At 41.2% G+C, this 15089-nt stretch carries 15 protein-coding genes; 11 read left to right on the top strand and 4 right to left on the bottom strand.

The window, feature by feature from the left end; translation table 11 throughout:
• The first annotated feature begins 122 nt into the window (after positions 1 to 122).
• The 3 genes from DK188_RS08740 to DK188_RS08730 all read left to right on the top strand — a co-directional run bounded on the left by DK188_RS08740 (position 123) and on the right by DK188_RS08730 (position 2404).
• Positions 123 to 671, top strand: coding sequence for a DUF1599 domain-containing protein (locus tag DK188_RS08740; RefSeq protein WP_111670435.1), 549 nt, complete (start codon positions 123 to 125; stop codon positions 669 to 671).
• Between the two features lie 108 nt (positions 672 to 779).
• Positions 780 to 1877, top strand: a complete 1098-nt coding sequence (locus DK188_RS08735; RefSeq protein ID WP_111670434.1) for a BT_3928 family protein — start codon at positions 780 to 782, stop codon at positions 1875 to 1877.
• Complete coding sequence (locus DK188_RS08730; RefSeq protein ID WP_111670433.1) at positions 1874 to 2404, top strand: shikimate kinase; 531 nt, start codon at positions 1874 to 1876, stop codon at positions 2402 to 2404. The genes DK188_RS08735 and DK188_RS08730 overlap by 4 nt, the downstream gene beginning before the upstream one ends.
• Here DK188_RS08730 and DK188_RS08725 read toward each other — a convergent pair.
• The gene (locus DK188_RS08725) at positions 2394 to 3908 is read right to left on the bottom strand and encodes an OmpP1/FadL family transporter (RefSeq protein ID WP_111670432.1); all 1515 of its coding nucleotides are present in this window, start codon (positions 3906 to 3908) and stop codon (positions 2394 to 2396) included. The genes DK188_RS08730 and DK188_RS08725 overlap by 11 nt on opposite strands.
• Before the next feature lie 79 nt (positions 3909 to 3987).
• The gene (locus DK188_RS08720) at positions 3988 to 5340 is read right to left on the bottom strand and encodes a hypothetical protein (protein ID WP_232825698.1); all 1353 of its coding nucleotides are present in this window, start codon (positions 5338 to 5340) and stop codon (positions 3988 to 3990) included.
• A gap of 120 nt (positions 5341 to 5460) precedes the next feature.
• On the opposite strand from DK188_RS08720, the gene proS reads away from it, so the two are divergent.
• From proS to floA, 3 genes are all read left to right on the top strand, one after another.
• On the top strand, positions 5461 to 6942 hold the full coding sequence (proS, locus tag DK188_RS08715; RefSeq protein WP_111670431.1) for a proline--tRNA ligase: 1482 nt from the start codon (positions 5461 to 5463) through the stop codon (positions 6940 to 6942).
• A gap of 104 nt (positions 6943 to 7046) precedes the next feature.
• Complete coding sequence (locus DK188_RS08710) at positions 7047 to 7505, top strand: NfeD family protein (protein WP_111670430.1); 459 nt, start codon at positions 7047 to 7049, stop codon at positions 7503 to 7505.
• 6 nt (positions 7506 to 7511) lie between these two features.
• On the top strand, positions 7512 to 8522 hold the full coding sequence (floA, locus tag DK188_RS08705) for a flotillin-like protein FloA (RefSeq protein WP_111670429.1): 1011 nt from the start codon (positions 7512 to 7514) through the stop codon (positions 8520 to 8522).
• Positions 8523 to 8538: 16 nt separating this feature from the next.
• On the opposite strand, the gene DK188_RS08700 is transcribed toward floA, so the two are convergent.
• Entirely contained in the window at positions 8539 to 10107 is a 1569-nt protein-coding gene (locus tag DK188_RS08700; protein WP_111670428.1) for a WG repeat-containing protein, read from the bottom strand.
• A gap of 91 nt (positions 10108 to 10198) precedes the next feature.
• A complete protein-coding gene (gene hemA, locus DK188_RS08695) occupies positions 10199 to 11467 on the bottom strand; it encodes a glutamyl-tRNA reductase (RefSeq protein WP_111670427.1) in 1269 nt (422 codons plus the stop codon).
• 191 nt (positions 11468 to 11658) lie between these two features.
• Between hemA and DK188_RS08690 the strand changes: the two genes are divergently transcribed.
• From DK188_RS08690 to DK188_RS08670, 5 genes are all read left to right on the top strand, one after another.
• Positions 11659 to 12342 (top strand): ComEA family DNA-binding protein, encoded by a 684-nt coding sequence (locus DK188_RS08690; protein WP_111670426.1) that lies wholly within the window; start codon positions 11659 to 11661, stop codon positions 12340 to 12342.
• A 49-nt stretch (positions 12343 to 12391) separates the two neighbouring features.
• Entirely contained in the window at positions 12392 to 12868 is a 477-nt protein-coding gene (locus DK188_RS08685) for a type I restriction enzyme HsdR N-terminal domain-containing protein (RefSeq protein WP_111670425.1), read from the top strand.
• A gap of 69 nt (positions 12869 to 12937) precedes the next feature.
• Complete coding sequence (locus DK188_RS08680) at positions 12938 to 13651, top strand: Crp/Fnr family transcriptional regulator (protein ID WP_111670424.1); 714 nt, start codon at positions 12938 to 12940, stop codon at positions 13649 to 13651.
• A gap of 35 nt (positions 13652 to 13686) precedes the next feature.
• Positions 13687 to 14205 (top strand): rhodanese-like domain-containing protein, encoded by a 519-nt coding sequence (locus DK188_RS08675; protein WP_111670423.1) that lies wholly within the window; start codon positions 13687 to 13689, stop codon positions 14203 to 14205.
• An 87-nt stretch (positions 14206 to 14292) separates the two neighbouring features.
• Positions 14293 to 15054, top strand: a complete 762-nt coding sequence (locus tag DK188_RS08670) for a DUF547 domain-containing protein (protein ID WP_111670422.1) — start codon at positions 14293 to 14295, stop codon at positions 15052 to 15054.
• Positions 15055 to 15089: the final 35 nt, after the last annotated feature.

Genomic DNA, 15089 nt, shown 5'->3' with positions numbered 1-15089 from the left:
TATTTTAGGTTTATCTAGGGTTAATAGCCTTCCCTTGATTTGAAGTGTATATTTTTGGGGAAATAATTTATCTTCGGACGAAGAAGACGGATTTGATCCGGTCAACATTTAACTAATTTATTTTGGAGACTAAAACCACCAACGAATATAAGCAAGTAATTGCCCGATGTAAAGAATTGTTTCGAAAGAAAACCCTTGATTACGGGACTGCGTGGCGGATTTTGAGGCTTTCATCGATTACTGACCAGATTTTTATCAAGGCACAACGAATCCGCTCGATCCAAGAAAAAGGGAATCAAAAAGTGGCTGATCCCATCGTAGATGAGTTTGTGGGGATCATCAATTATTGTCTCATTGCATTAATACAAATTAGTCTAAAAGATGAGGATCGAATGGAGATTCCATTTGCTGAGCTGGAACCGATTTACGATCACTGGTCCGAAGCTACCCGTAATCTATTGGAAAATAAAAACCATGACTATGGTGAGGCTTGGCGTGAGATGCGTATTAGTTCAATAACTGATATTGTCCTGATGAAGCTATTGCGAGTCAAACAAATAGAAGATAACCAGGGAGTTACGCTAGTTTCGGAAGGAATTGAAGCAAACTATCAGGACATGATCAACTATTCGGTTTTCTGCCTGATTAAACTAGGGTATCATCAGAATTAAGTAGAAGCGAATTTTCATACAGGCTAATACTATGCATCAGTGTTGTCGAACAAAAAGATGGTTTTCGCTTTGAAAAAGTGAATTAACAGGTTTAAAATCAATGGATATATGAATAAGCAAGCTGTACTTTGGATTCTCAGACTTTTGGTAGGGGGTCTTTTTATTTTTTCGGGGTTGATTAAAGTCAATGACCCGGTCGGAACAGCCATTAAACTTGAGGAGTATTTTGATGTATTCTCCAATGACATTGCTGGTTTCTTCTATTATTTCAAGCCATTTGCATTGTATATAGGCGTAGTTTTGGTCGTCGCAGAGGTGGTTTTAGGCGTCATGCTGATTATTGGGGTCAAGTTAAAGCAAACCGTTTGGGCATTGGGACTCATGATTTTATTTTTCACCTTTTTGACTTTTTATTCAGCCTATTTTAACAAAGTGACAGATTGTGGCTGTTTTGGAGATGCCATTAAATTGACCCCTTGGGAGTCCTTCTACAAGGATATTATCTTGTTGGTGATGATTTCCTTCCTTTTTATTTTCAGAAAAGATCTTCCCGAAGAAACCCCCAAATGGGCAAGTGCTACTTCAATTATAACCTTAGTGCTTTCTCTGGGAATTGCCTATTGGGCGATTCAAAATCTTCCATTTATTGACTTTAGAGCCTATAAAAACGGAGTGAGTATCCCCACAAACATGCAACCCTCAGCTCCGCTTCAATATAAGTACATCATGAAAAAAGGGGAAGAGACAGTTATTTTTGATCAGTATCCTACAGAAGAAGGCTACGAGTTTGTTGAGATGGTCTTGCAAAATCCGGATGCACTTCCAAAAATCTCCGATTTTGCCGCATGGAATAATGAAGGTGACCAATCTGAGTTTTTGTTCGTAGGGAACAAAGTCGTTATTCTTAGTAGCAACATGACCAAAATGAGTGAGGCGAATTTGGATGAATTGACTGCTTTGGTTAAATCGATGGAAGGTGCCCCAGTAGATGTGGTCTTCATGGCTGCAGCTACTCAGGAAGAAATCGATGCCTTTCTTTCTAAGAACAATTGGAGTGTGATAGGCTTGCAGGCCGATGCTACTGTTGTCAAAACTATCATGCGTGCCAATCCAGGGGTTATGATTTTGAAAGATGGTGTAGTGATGGAAAAGTACCACCATAACAATACCCCAGATGCAACTGATGTTTTAGACTTTTTCTTATGAGCAAATGGCTGAAAGTGGTTTTGGTAGGTTTACCAGGAAGTGGGAAAAGCACATTTGGACGCCAGCTAGCCCAAGAGCTACAGTTTCCGTACTTGGATCTGGATCAACAGGTTGAGGATGCTAGTCAAATGAAGATTCCGCAGATTTTTTCGATGTTAGGCGAAGGAAAATTCAGAGAGCTTGAGACTGAAATGCTGTCAGAATTACTTTTTCGAGATGAGTCTTTTGTCTTGGCTACAGGAGGTGGAGCGCCTTGCTTCAATGATAATATGGACCTGATTAATGAGAAGTCCATTTCTGTATACCTGGATGTCCCCTTAGATACCATTTCTGAAAGACTGCGTGTATCAAAAATTCAAAACCGCCCCATGTTTTCAAATTTGGATCAAGGAGAAATCACACTAAAACTTAAAAGCTTACTTTTTCAGCGGGAGTACTTTTACAATCAGGCAAAAATTAAGCTCAGCGGGGAAGATTTTTCCGCTGAGCTATTAATGTACGAGTTGATTAATCAACTCAAAAGTTAAACCCGAGGGTGAGGACTCCTGAGGTGATACTGTTTTCGAGTTGTGTCCCAGGGCCGTAATTGTTGTTGTTTTCATCAAGGACTTGATAGCTCCGATAGAGTCCATTGTATTTTTGATTAACCAAGGCAAAATCCAGAGAGATCGAATTGAATTTTACTCCAAACCCTCCACTGAGTTGTTGGGTGCTTTGATCCACTCCGGAAGCATTGGTAAATGGGTCTCCAAAAAAAGCATAACCAGCTCTTAATCTAAATTTATCAATTCTAGCTTCTCCACCAAGTCGATAATTTATCGTGCTGGTGTACGTGTCACGGATAGCCTGATTGTCTGGGCCTTCATCAAAATCGCGCGAATTGATCCGTCCGGCACTGTAATCGACCCAATCTACATCAGCCGAGATAAAGCCATTTTTCCCGATGAAGAAGGTCGCCCCACCTCCCAACTTAAGTGGGGTATTTAATCCGTAGTTGCTAATAATTAAGTCAGACAGAGCCGTTTGGTTACCAAGTGTAATATCTTCTTGTTCGAAATAATAATTATTGTAATTGGCAGTCATTCCTGCCTCATATTCTTCATTCAAGCCATACCAAGTCGGTGATTGGAAGACAAACCCGAGATTGATGTAATCTATGGGTTTGTAGATCAAACCCAAGTTTAAGTTGACTCCAATACCATTTATAAATAGATTTTCATTTAAGCTGGAATTAGCCAATGGCTGATCAATGAATTCTTCCTGATAGGTCTTAAATGACGAAAAGGAAAGTGTTCTAATTCCTACTCCACCACCTACAAATACCTTATGATTGAAGTTAGCACCGTAAGAAAAAGTCATCTGGCTTGCACTTCCTTCTTGGGTGATATTTTCATCTTGAAATGGAAAACCTAAAACAAACGAATCGTAAGTATTTGGATTTTGAATGGGGTTTCCATCTTGGTCAAAAGCGATAGGGTTGATTTGGTAGGTTTGGTAAGCCAATCCAGTCAGGCCGAAGTTTTCGATTTGGTTTTCGGGTATTCCGAAAGCGTCCTGCAGGTAAAAATCAATTATGGAGCTTTGACCAAGCTCGTCTGAAAAGTATCCAAACTCGGTGTTGAAATTGGCGATCCGCTGAAAGCTAATTCCAAATGCCCCTCCTTTAAATGCTCCAGATTCGAGATTGCCTTTAGGGTTGGCCATAACATAACTCATGTTTGGCACATTAAAGTTGCTGGTATTATAAGTTCTGTCCTGATTGAGAAAGCGAGTATCAACTCTCCAATCTGTATAACCTAGACTTATACTAGCCTCTGAAGAACGAAAGAAACCAAGGCCAGCCGGATTGCCAGCAATATTGGAAACATCGCCTCCAAGTGAATATTGAGTCCCACCAATTCCGATTATTCTGGCGGAACCAGCAGGGTTTGATCTACTGAATCGATAGGCATCTTCGAAATAACCGCTTTGAGCGAATGCACCTGTAATAGTGAGTGTGCTGAGGGTAAGGAAAACTGTCAAAATCCTCATTAAATCATTGTTTTGGTTGTATCAAATAAACGTATGCACTGTTTTTTTGTGCTAAAATTCCGAAAAAAAAAGGGGGAAATTAATTCCCCCTTCCTCCTCTGGATCCGCCAACACTTCCGCCGGAAGATCCTCCTGAGCTTCTGCTCGGAGCACTAAAACTACTTCCACCGCTTGATCTGCTTGGTGCGCTGAAAGACGGTGAATTATTTGATCTACTTGGTGTGACCGTTCTGTTAGTAGGACTTGCACTTCTGTTATAAGAAGGAGTAGAAGACCTGTTATAGGACGGTGCCGAATTTCTATTGTAGGAAGGACTTGTTCCTCTCATGTTGTAAGAAGGACTTGAAGTTCTACCATTATAGGCAGGGGAAGTACTTCTTGATGGAGATCTTAACGAAGAATTTGAGCTGTAAGCATTGGTACTTCTGGCAGAAGGAACTGCGCTTCTGGATGATCTGGTGGTCGCCGTTCCCCTGTCAGTTACTGGAGAATTCATGTTTCGAGTGGTAGCGACTCTGCTTCTCGAGGAATTATAGTAATCATTTTGGGAGTTGCCAAAATCTCTTGACGCTACTCTGGAGTTTCCAGAAGACACCAGTCTTCTTGCAGAAGGACTGGAAGCAGTAGTGGCATTAGCTCTTGCTTGAGCTCTTGAAGTACTTGGCATGAGGCCTGCTTGACTGGAACCGATTCCACCACTTGTCATAGAAGAACCTCTGGTTGGTCTAGCTCCTGCTACTACTCTTCTGTCACCGTATTCACCTCCTGGCAATACATAGATGGGTCGTCCCGCATAAATAGGTCTTCCCCATCCGAAACCTGATCCCCAATATGGATTACCCCAAGCCATGTATGGATTACCCCAAAATGGATCAACCCAAGGATTTCCCCATCCAAATCCCAATCCGATAGAAAGACCAGGTCTGAATCCCCAAGGTCTATATCCCCATGCGGGACCCCAGAATGGATCATAGAATCCCCAAGGACTCATCATCATTCCGCCATATCCAAAGCCCAATCCGAAGTTGAAATTGATATTGGATCCGGATGATCCGTTACCATTTTGTGCGACTGAATAATTGTCGTAAGCATTAATGTTTCCTGAAGTCTGCTGAGATGCACCTTCGTCAAAATAGACTACTTCATCGCCAGCGGTGTTTGAGTTTTCAGTTGTCTGGTATCGAGAAATATATTCTGGATTGACATTTCTGGCACTGAAGTTTTGTTCTATCAGTTCAGGTTCTTGTGAAATATTCTCAAAGGACTCTGGATTGTTGTTGTCTACGGCATACTTAGTAGCCAATTTCACATCCGATGCCATGAAATAGAGGTTGTCGTTCGTGGCACTTGCAATCATTTTATTACTACTGCAGGAGGAAAGAGCTACTGATCCAATTAATAAAGAAGCGGTAATGAGAGGTAATTTCTTCATGGTTGAAGTTGATTGTTGCTTTGTTATACGAACTGACAATCCCTAGGTTATACTTTTTGGATTATATTTGCCAGCCCTATTTAAGCAAAAATAAAGACATTTTAATATTTTATCCAACAGATGAGCAAAGGACTTCCAAAGCGCAGTGAAGATTATTCACTGTGGTACAATGAATTGGTGAAAAAAGCAGATTTAGCCGAAAATTCCGCGGTTCGTGGATGTATGGTGATTAAGCCTTATGGCTATTCGATCTGGGAAAAAATGCAGGCGCAACTGGACAAAATGTTCAAAGAAACTGGCCATACCAACGCATATTTCCCGCTTTTCATCCCAAAATCATTTCTGAGCAAAGAAGCCAATCATGTGGAGGGTTTCGCGAAAGAATGTGCTGTGGTAACGCATTATCGACTTAAGAATGCCGAAGACGGTTCAGGCATAATTGTAGATCCGGACGCCAAACTGGAGGAGGAATTGATCGTTCGTCCAACTTCTGAGACTGTTATCTGGAGCACATATAAAAACTGGATTCAATCGTACCGTGATCTTCCTTTGCTGGTCAACCAATGGGCAAATGTCGTCAGATGGGAAATGAGAACCCGACTTTTCCTTCGGACTACTGAGTTTCTCTGGCAAGAAGGGCATACCGCCCATGCTACATCCAAAGAAGCAATGGATGAGACTGTTCAGATGATGAATGTCTATGCGCAATTTGCAGAGGAATTTATGGCTGTACCGGTGGTGAAAGGGAAGAAAACTGAAAATGAGCGTTTTGCAGGAGCTGATGAAACTTTCTGTATAGAAGCGATGATGCAAGACGGTAAAGCGCTTCAGGCCGGTACATCACATTTTTTGGGTCAGAACTTTGCCAAGGCTTTTGATGTGAAGTTTGCTACAAAAGAAGGTGGTTTAGACTATGTGTGGGGAACATCATGGGGAGTAAGTACTCGACTCATGGGAGCTTTGATCATGGCACATTCGGATGATAACGGGCTTGTGCTTCCTCCAAAATTAGCTCCGATCCAAGTAGTAATCGTCCCGATTTATAGAGGTGAGGCAGAATTGGAAGCTATTTCAGTCAAGGTGAGTGAGATCGTGGCTGAACTGAAAAAGGCGGGAATTTCTGTGAAATATGACAATCGGGATACTCAAAAACCAGGATGGAAATTTGCGGAATATGAACTCAAAGGAGTACCGGTACGAATAGGAATCGGCCCTCGGGATTTGGAAAATGGTACGATCGAAATTGCAAGAAGAGATACTCTGACAAAAGAGACGTTTGCGCTTGACTCACAGCCCATCGCTGAGAAAATCTCGACACTATTGGACGATATTCAGGAAGGAATTTTCAAAAAAGCCTTGGACTTCAGAACCTCCGTTACTACCGAAGTCAATACATGGGAAGAATTCCAGCATGTGCTTGAAAGTAAAGGTGGATTTCTTGCCGCACATTGGGATGGGACCCCTGAAACCGAGGAAAAAATTAAGGAGCTAACCAAGGCAACGATAAGATGCATTCCTTTGGATCGTAAAGAAGAAGAAGGCTCATGTATCCTGACTGGAAAGCCATCTTCAGGCAGAGTTTATTTTGCAAAAGCCTACTAAAATCAAAACCCGGAAAATCAACTTCCGGGTTTTCTTTTTATGCACATGTGGGTTTCATCTACTATTCTTGTATTTTAGGCTAAATTCTATTCTTTTCTAAGGCCATGACAATCCTGATTTTATCCAGCCTCCTGATTTTAGGTGTTATTTTAATTTTAATTGAGGTTTTTTTTGTGCCTGGAACTACCGTGGTAGGATTCCTTGGCTTGATGGCTGGTTTGGGAGGGGTCTACTTTGCTTTTTTATCTTTTGATTTAATCACCGCTCAATGGATTGCAGGGATTACAGCTTTGGTTAATGTAGGAGTTATTTGGTATGGCTTTAGTTCTAATATTTGGCAACGGTTTGCCCTAAAAGGAAAAATAGAAGGGGGGGTATTCGATAGTCGAACTTTAGGTTTGGCTGTGGGTATGGCAGGAAAGTCTATCTCAGATATTAAACCTTTCGGAAAAGTAATTTTTGGAGATCAAGTTTATGAAGTTAAATCAGAAAGTGGCTTTATTGAAGTAGGAAAATCAGTAAGTATTATTAGAATCGAAAACAATAAAATATTAGTTAAATAAATAGTTATGGATCCAAATAGTTCATTATTCTTGTTGGTAGCTGCATTTTTGGCTATCGTTGTCTTATTTATATTTCTCTATTTTGTGCCTGTTGGATTATGGATTACAGCCATTTTTTCAAATGTCAGAGTGGGGTTGTTAGAACTCGTTGGTATGAGATTCAGGAAAGTCCCGCCAAGTATTATTGTCAACTCTTTGATCACTGCTACCAAGGCTGGTCTTCATTTGACTACTAGTGATCTTGAAACCCATTATTTAGCGGGTGGAAATGTTCCAACAGTGATTCGAGCTTTAATCTCAGCAGACAAAGCCAATATTAGTCTTTCTTTCAAACAAGCCACTGCTATTGACCTCGCGGGTCGGGATGTATTTGAAGCAGTCCAGATCTCTGTCAATCCCAAAGTGATCAATACACCAAATGTTGCTGCAGTGGCCGCAGATGGGATTCAGTTGATTGCTAAAGCAAGAGTGACAGTAAGGGCAAATATCGCCCAACTAGTAGGTGGAGCAGGAGAAGAGACTATTTTGGCCAGAGTGGGTGAGGGGATTGTGACCTCTATCGGGTCTTCAGCCAATCACAAAACAGTGTTGGAAAACCCTGACCGAATTTCAAAATTAGTGCTGCAGCGTGGATTGGATGCAGGTACAGCATTCGAAATTCTGTCAATTGACATTGCTGATATTGATGTAGGAACTAACATAGGTGCAAAACTCCAAATCGATCAGGCCTCTGCCGATCTTAAAGTAGCTGAAGCAAAAGCTGAAGAAAGACGTGCGATGGCTGTAGCCTTAGAGCAGGAGATGAAAGCGAGAAATGTAGAAATGCGGGCAAAAGTAATTGAAGCAGAAGCAGAAGTTCCAAGAGCTCTAGCCGAAGCCTTCCGATCAGGTCAACTTGGAGTAATGGATTATTATCGAATGGAAAACATCAAGTCGGATACTTCGATGAGGGATTCGATCGCCACTTCGGACAAAGATTCGAAAGATTCCGGGTCGGGGAAATCAGAAAAGAAATAATTAAAAAAGGGAGCAGTTAAGCTCCCTTTTTTCTTTTTCCAGTGGTTGGTTCCTCCAGTTGAATCACCACAGGTTTGTAGAGTTCTTTTACCAAAATCTGATTTCCCGCCCAATCAGCCACGATTTCTTTGTAATTGATCGGGAAAATTGCCTCTGCTTTTTCATTTAGCGCTCCAGTAGATCCGTCTTTGGTCACGATGAAGAAATCGGATTTTTCTACTTGAATATTGTCAAATTCTAATGGGAGGATCACTTCTCCTGAGGTATTCCATAGCCCACGCTTTCCCCCCTTTTCTACTAAAAAATATCCCTCTTTTAGTCTACAGATTTGATCCAAACCTTCTTCATTGATCACCTGACCATTTTTGTTTAAAAGAAAATATTTTCCTTCTGCCTTGGCTACTGCCATTCCAGCTGAGAATTTTTTTATCTCATCCCATTTGGCCTCACTGATGATTTTGCCATCAGTTCCGATCAGCCCCCACTTTGGTGAATTTCTGAAGGAAGCAATAGTTTCATTGAAGTTTTCCACTTTCGCATAATTGGGCTCAATCACCCATTTTCCCTCTGAATTGACAAATCCGCTTTTACCATTTTTGCCTGCCGGAAAAAGACCCTCTGCACCCGGATTGATCCAGTCAATTCCAACGGTAGGTTTTACTTGCCATCCATTTTCTCCCAATAAGCCAATGGTAGAATCCCTAAAAGCAACGTTATATTGCTTTTTGCCTACTACTTTGACAGATTCCATTCCCACGGCATCCAGCAGAATTCCATCTTCTTCCATGACTCTTCTCAGTTTCCCATGGATAAATTCAAGTAGCAGATCGCCTTCCTTGGTTATTTTGTGATAAGAATTGTAGGATACATCTGATTTGATGAAGTCTCCTTTGATCAACAGATATTGATTTTCATCAAATCCATAAAAATAATCTCCTGTGGTATGCTCCAGTTGCGATAAGATGGGTTGCATCACATAGTTTCCTTCGAAGTTTAAGATTCCGAATCCTGTGGATTCTTTTGCCAAAAGATAGCTTCCTTCGTTTTCCTCGATTAGGTCAAATCTCCGTTCGGGATCTTTGGATAAGGGTAAAAAATAGCCTCCATTTTTTTGACCGATCAAAATCCCATTTTTACTGAATTTTAAAGAATCCCATTTTCCCAAAGCTGTGGTCTTGCCATTTCCTTTGTCGAAATACCAAAAATCGCTGCCTTTGCGACCGAGTAAAAAATTGAAATACGTATTGATTTCGTCGTATTCCAATGGCAACGCCTGCAGCCCGTATTCGTGGAAAGCACCGATTCCATTTGGTCCCTTTACGAGGATCCAAGGCGCTAGGTATTGGAAGACCTCGTCACCTTTAAGGTCTACCAATGGATTCAATTCCCGGGAGAGCATCGCAAGGCCCTGTTCATTTTTTCCCACGATGACAGTCTCACTTAAAACTTTGATTCGGTCATAGATCGCCAGGGACTTGAGATTGCCCTGAAGATCATAGACTTCCCAGGTTTGGGCAGAAAGTGACGGGGCCAAGGCCAATAGCGCAAATGAGAATAAGAGGATTCGCAGTAGATGTGAGACCATTTTTTGGGATTAAATGCTAGCGGGGCTAAAGATAAAATGACCAAAGGATTCTGTTTGATCCTCTGGTCATTTGTATTTGCAAAAACCTGAATTATTTTTCGATTTTGACCTTTTCCAAGTCAAAGATGTCCGAGATGATTTCGATCATTTCCTCTGCTTCATCACGTTTGCATGCTGCTCTGAGCTGTACCACAGGCACTTTAAGAATCTTTTGCATCATACTTTTGGTGATTTTATCGATGAGGTCAAATTCTTTTTGATCGGCTTTTTTAAGAAATCTGGCCAACTCTTCCTGACGAATTTGCTCCAGGGATTGCTTGAGTTTGTTAATGGTGGGGGAGACCATCATTTCCTTTTTCCAGCTATAGAATTCCTCGATACTTTCGTCTATGATGTCTTCTACTTTGGGAATTGCGGCAAGGCGCTTTTCCAATGCCTCTGAAGCTTTGCTTCTGATATTGTCTACATTGTATAGAACTACTCCTGGCACATCTTCCACTGAGGTCTCGATGCTTCGGGGAACAGAAAGGTCAACTAGCAGTTTATAACTCTGGATATCAAATTGTTGGACAAGTTCTTTGGTGATAAAGGGCTCATTTCTCATGATGGAGCAGATGATGACATCTGCCTCTTTCATCGCCTGACGACAATCTTCAAAAGGAACTACTTCAAAACCCATCGGTCCTGCTATATCTTCAGCTTTAGATTGGGTCCTATTGGTTATTTTGACTTTTGCCTCTGGCAGGTGAACCATATTTTTGGCAACATCTTCACCGATTTCTCCCACACCAATAAGCAATACTCTGGGCTGATAGATATTGGAAGTCAAGCTGTCAATCAACTCTATCGTAGCATAGGAAAGTGATGCTGCACCATCTCGAAAAGCTGTCTCTTGGACTATTCTTTTGTTGGTGAAAAAGATCGTATGCATCAGACGATGCAAAAACGGCCCTGCCATATCCAAGTCCGCAGCGGTCTGGTATGCGCGTTTGACTTGGTTTGAGATCTGAATATCTCCCACAACCTGAGCTTCGAGCCCGATAGCTACTCTGAAAAGATGGGAAATCGCTTGGCGATCTTTATTGAAAACCTCAAAATACTCCAGATAATTGATCACATCACTCAGTCCTTTTTCCAGACCGATCAGCTTGATGATCTCTGTACTTAAGTCTAACTCGTGGCTGTAATATACCTCGGTTCGATTGCAAGTGGATAAAATGAGTGCGTCACCTAAACTGAAGAACTCCTTCAGCTTCAGTAGTATTCGGTGAATAGACTCTTCGTCCAGTGATATCAATTCTCTGATCTGAACTGGAGCAGTTTTATGTGATAAACTTAAAGCTCTAAACTTAGTGTGCATCTTATAAAGTCTTGCAACGCAAATTTAACAGACTATGTCCCCTCAAAAGTTTATTTCGTGTAATAGCTGTTTAATTTAGAATTTGTCTAAATAGTAGTTTTTTATTCGGATACAAAATTGGCAGAAATTGGAATATAAATTCAATAGTTTTAACTTATCAGTTATACGCTTTGTCCATAACTTTTTGGGTCATGAGAAACGATTTTTTCTATTGGCTGAAGTCTTACCTTGGATTTTCCAGAAAGGAATCCAAAGGCTTCGTTTTGTTGATCCCGTTTTTGATCCTTTTTGGATTACTACCTTCTGCACTTGCCTACTTCAAAAACCGAAAAGCTGAAAACCTATTCCTCTCGTATCAAGGACGATTGGACAGTTTGGAGGATTTGGGTGTCCAGCTAGTATCCTCGCCACTGCCCACTTTCAACCCACAGGACACTGTCAAGTCAACTAGGAATCAAAGGCAGTTGGAAAATATCAACCGGATTCCATTCTCAGAGGCTGATTCCATTACACTTCAGATAGTACCCGGAATAGGTCAGGCTACCGCTGGGAGAATTATAAAATACCGTGAGAATCTAGGAGGATTTCACAGCAAAAGTCAATTGAATGAAGTATTTGGGGTCAATGGAGAAACTGCTGAAGCACTTTGGGAGTTTTTTGAGTTCCAACCCGGAATCTATCGAAAGATCAATATTAATGACTTGGCGGTAGAGGACTTGGCCAAACATCCCTACATCAGTTATGGTGAAGCGAAAGTCTTGGTTGCTTTTCGTAAGCAACACGGCCGCTTCACCTCTGCAGATGATTTGCTTAAAGTGAAGATTTTCAAGCAGGAATGGGTTGACAAGATTCAACCTTACCTGAATTTCGATTAAGATTATTTTTCTGGTAGGATGACCAATTTATTTTTTGGCATCTTTGTGCATGAGTACTGAGTTAATCAATAAAATTAGTCTTCCGGCCCTGAATCTCCCTCATTTTGAGCCTCAGTTGCAGCAAGTAGATGGCAAGCTTTATATTTTTGATTTTCTCAGAAAAAAACATCTGCTTCTAACACCCGAAGAGTGGGTACGCCAACATTGGATCAACAATTTGATCCACCATCATCAGTATCCCCGGGGGTTGTTCTCCCTTGAAAAGGGATTGAAATACAACAAGATAAGGAAAAGAACTGACCTTGTGGTCTTTGATCGGCAGCACAATCCGTACCTCTTAGTGGAGTGTAAAGCGCCGAACATTGCCATCGATCAAAAAGTGCTAAACCAAATCATGACATATAATTCAACCCTCAATTGTAGCCACCTTATTCTGTCAAATGGGCTAGTACATGTATATTTGGAGTACTCAAAGGAACAGATGAACTATGTACAGCGAACTAGCTTGTCAGAATGTCCGAAATAAGCCGTTTTTTTATGATCTTGATCAGTGATTTTTTATATTAACCAGTAATTAGACTAGCAAAAGTAAATCATGCCCAGCCAGACTCATAATACTCCTTGCGAACTATGTTCTAGCAGAAAGTATTCGCTTTTCTCAGATCTTCCGGAATCTCAGATTTGTACGATATCAGAACATAAAAATCTGATTTCTCACAGAAAAGGCCAAATTCTTTACAATGAAGGCACGAAGCCATTGGGTATATTTTGCATTAATGCCGGGGTAGTGAAGGTATATAAAACTGCCTCAAATGGAAAAGAGCAAATTATCCACTTGTCCAAAAAGGGTGATTTTTTAGGTTATGCGGCGTTGCTGGGAGAAGAGAATTATTCTAATTCCTCCATGATCGTCGAAGATGCCAAAATTTGCTTTATTCCAAAGGAAGCCTTTATGAATTCTCTCCTCCATAATACCGAGTTCTTACGGAGAATCACCAAATCATTGAGCCATGAGATCGGAGTCATGGAGGAGAAATTGACAGATGCCACTCAGAAAAGTATTCGAGAGCGACTTGCTTTTGTACTATTGCAGCTTGGTAATTCCTATGGAGTGGAGGGTGGTGAAAACCAGCCCATCGATCTGATTTTGAGCAGGGAAGAGATTGCAGGTATCGTAGGAACCGCCACAGAATCTGTCATTCGACTTTTATCGGAGTTTAAAAAAGACAATCTGATCGATCTAGATGGTAAAAAGATCATCATCAAAGATAAAAGAGGTCTAGCCAGACTCTCTGATTTCTATGCCTGATCGAACTATAAAAGTTCTTTTCAGGTTTTTTACTCATGGTTTACCTTACTTCTTTCCACAGGCCAATTCGCTTCCTTCTTCTAGGATTTAGTGTATTATTTTTCGCGTCTTCATCTGGTTTTTCGCAGTCTCTGGCCTACAAGACCCTTTTAGACGGACTCTACGACGATGATTTTCCCGTGATCAAGCCAAATCAGGTCATCGATCTAAGTCAATTTCAGGTCTTGGATACGAGGGAAAAGGAGGAGTATGAGGTCAGCCACCTAGATGGAGCCATTTGGGTGGGTTACGATACATTTACCCTTCAAAATGTAGCAGATTTGGATAAAACTAAGCCTGTGTTGGTGTATTGCACCGTAGGGGCTAGATCACAGGATATCGGTAAAAAACTCCAGGCAGCTGGGTTTACTCAAGTCTACAATCTCTATGGAGGGATCATTCATTGGTCTAATGAAACCAAACCACTCGTAGCAGGTGGCCAACCGACGCAGAAAGTCCATACCTATTCCAAGACTTGGGGGATTTGGCTGCAGAAAGGTGAAAAAGTTTATTGATAGCCACACGCATGTCGTTTATCCGACACTTTGAAGAGCCGTTTCATCTTACCTTCATGTTACTGCGTAGTTGTAATAAAAAAGACCATGAAAATTTTAACTGTATTCTTTCTCGCCCTTAGTTTTCTGATGCTTTCCTGCCAAAGTTCTTCCTTAGGCATGGCAAACACTACGCCGCCAAGTCATGCGATCTGGGATCAACTTGTGAAATCCCACGTGAATGCGGATGGAACTGTAGATTATAAAGGATTCATCAAGGACAAGGCAAAATTGGAGCAATACACCAAACTGCTCTCTGAAAATGCTCCTGATCGAAAAACCTGGTCCAAAAACCAACAGCTAGCCTATTGGATCAATGCCTACAATGCATTTACCGTCAAGCTAATCGTGGATAATTATCCTGTGAAAAGCATTCGTGATCTCGGACCAGCCTTGAAAATTCCGCTTGTGAAAGACGTATGGCACTATAAGTTTTTCAAAATTGGAGGAGTGGAGTCCAGTCTGGATGAGATCGAGCATTCCATTTTGCGTAAGGAATTTGATGAGCCTCGCATTCACTTTGCCATCAATTGTGCTTCCGTATCCTGCCCTCCATTGCTGAATGAAGCTTTTGTGGCAGAAAAGATCGATGCACAGCTTACAAAAGTTGCCACTAGTTTTATCAATGATCCTACACGGAACAAGATCAAAGCTGATCAAGCTGAAATTTCCTCGATTTTCTCTTGGTTCAAAGGCGATTTTACCAAAAAAGGAACGCTAATCGATTTTCTGAATTTGTATTCCAAAGTGAAAATCAAACCCAATGCGAAAATTTCTCACTTGGATTACGACTGGAATCTGAATGAATAGCTGAGCACTTTTCGCTAACTTATCCCAAACTTTTT

This window comes from Algoriphagus litoralis (assembly GCF_003259255.1).
In the GTDB taxonomy this organism is placed as follows: domain Bacteria; phylum Bacteroidota; class Bacteroidia; order Cytophagales; family Cyclobacteriaceae; genus Algoriphagus; species Algoriphagus litoralis.
This window is presented reverse-complemented; position numbering and strand designations above follow the sequence as displayed.

What these genes read in the sequence shown, in the direction of transcription:
- DK188_RS08735 (WP_111670434.1), top strand. Translation starts at nt 780, where the DNA reads ATGAATAAGCAAGCTGTACTTTGGATTCTCAGACTTTTGGTAGGGGGT.
- DK188_RS08730 (WP_111670433.1), top strand. Translation starts at nt 1,874, where the DNA reads ATGAGCAAATGGCTGAAAGTGGTTTTGGTAGGTTTACCAGGAAGTGGG.
- DK188_RS08725 (WP_111670432.1), bottom strand. Translation starts at nt 3,908, where the DNA reads ATGAGGATTTTGACAGTTTTCCTTACCCTCAGCACACTCACTATTACA.
- DK188_RS08720 (WP_232825698.1), bottom strand. Translation starts at nt 5,340, where the DNA reads ATGAAGAAATTACCTCTCATTACCGCTTCTTTATTAATTGGATCAGTA.
- proS (WP_111670431.1), top strand. Translation starts at nt 5,461, where the DNA reads ATGAGCAAAGGACTTCCAAAGCGCAGTGAAGATTATTCACTGTGGTAC.
- DK188_RS08710 (WP_111670430.1), top strand. Translation starts at nt 7,047, where the DNA reads ATGACAATCCTGATTTTATCCAGCCTCCTGATTTTAGGTGTTATTTTA.
- floA (WP_111670429.1), top strand. Translation starts at nt 7,512, where the DNA reads ATGGATCCAAATAGTTCATTATTCTTGTTGGTAGCTGCATTTTTGGCT.
- DK188_RS08700 (WP_111670428.1), bottom strand. Translation starts at nt 10,107, where the DNA reads ATGGTCTCACATCTACTGCGAATCCTCTTATTCTCATTTGCGCTATTG.
- hemA (WP_111670427.1), bottom strand. Translation starts at nt 11,467, where the DNA reads ATGCACACTAAGTTTAGAGCTTTAAGTTTATCACATAAAACTGCTCCA.
- DK188_RS08690 (WP_111670426.1), top strand. Translation starts at nt 11,659, where the DNA reads ATGAGAAACGATTTTTTCTATTGGCTGAAGTCTTACCTTGGATTTTCC.
- DK188_RS08685 (WP_111670425.1), top strand. Translation starts at nt 12,392, where the DNA reads ATGAGTACTGAGTTAATCAATAAAATTAGTCTTCCGGCCCTGAATCTC.
- DK188_RS08680 (WP_111670424.1), top strand. Translation starts at nt 12,938, where the DNA reads ATGCCCAGCCAGACTCATAATACTCCTTGCGAACTATGTTCTAGCAGA.
- DK188_RS08675 (WP_111670423.1), top strand. Translation starts at nt 13,687, where the DNA reads ATGGTTTACCTTACTTCTTTCCACAGGCCAATTCGCTTCCTTCTTCTA.
- DK188_RS08670 (WP_111670422.1), top strand. Translation starts at nt 14,293, where the DNA reads ATGAAAATTTTAACTGTATTCTTTCTCGCCCTTAGTTTTCTGATGCTT.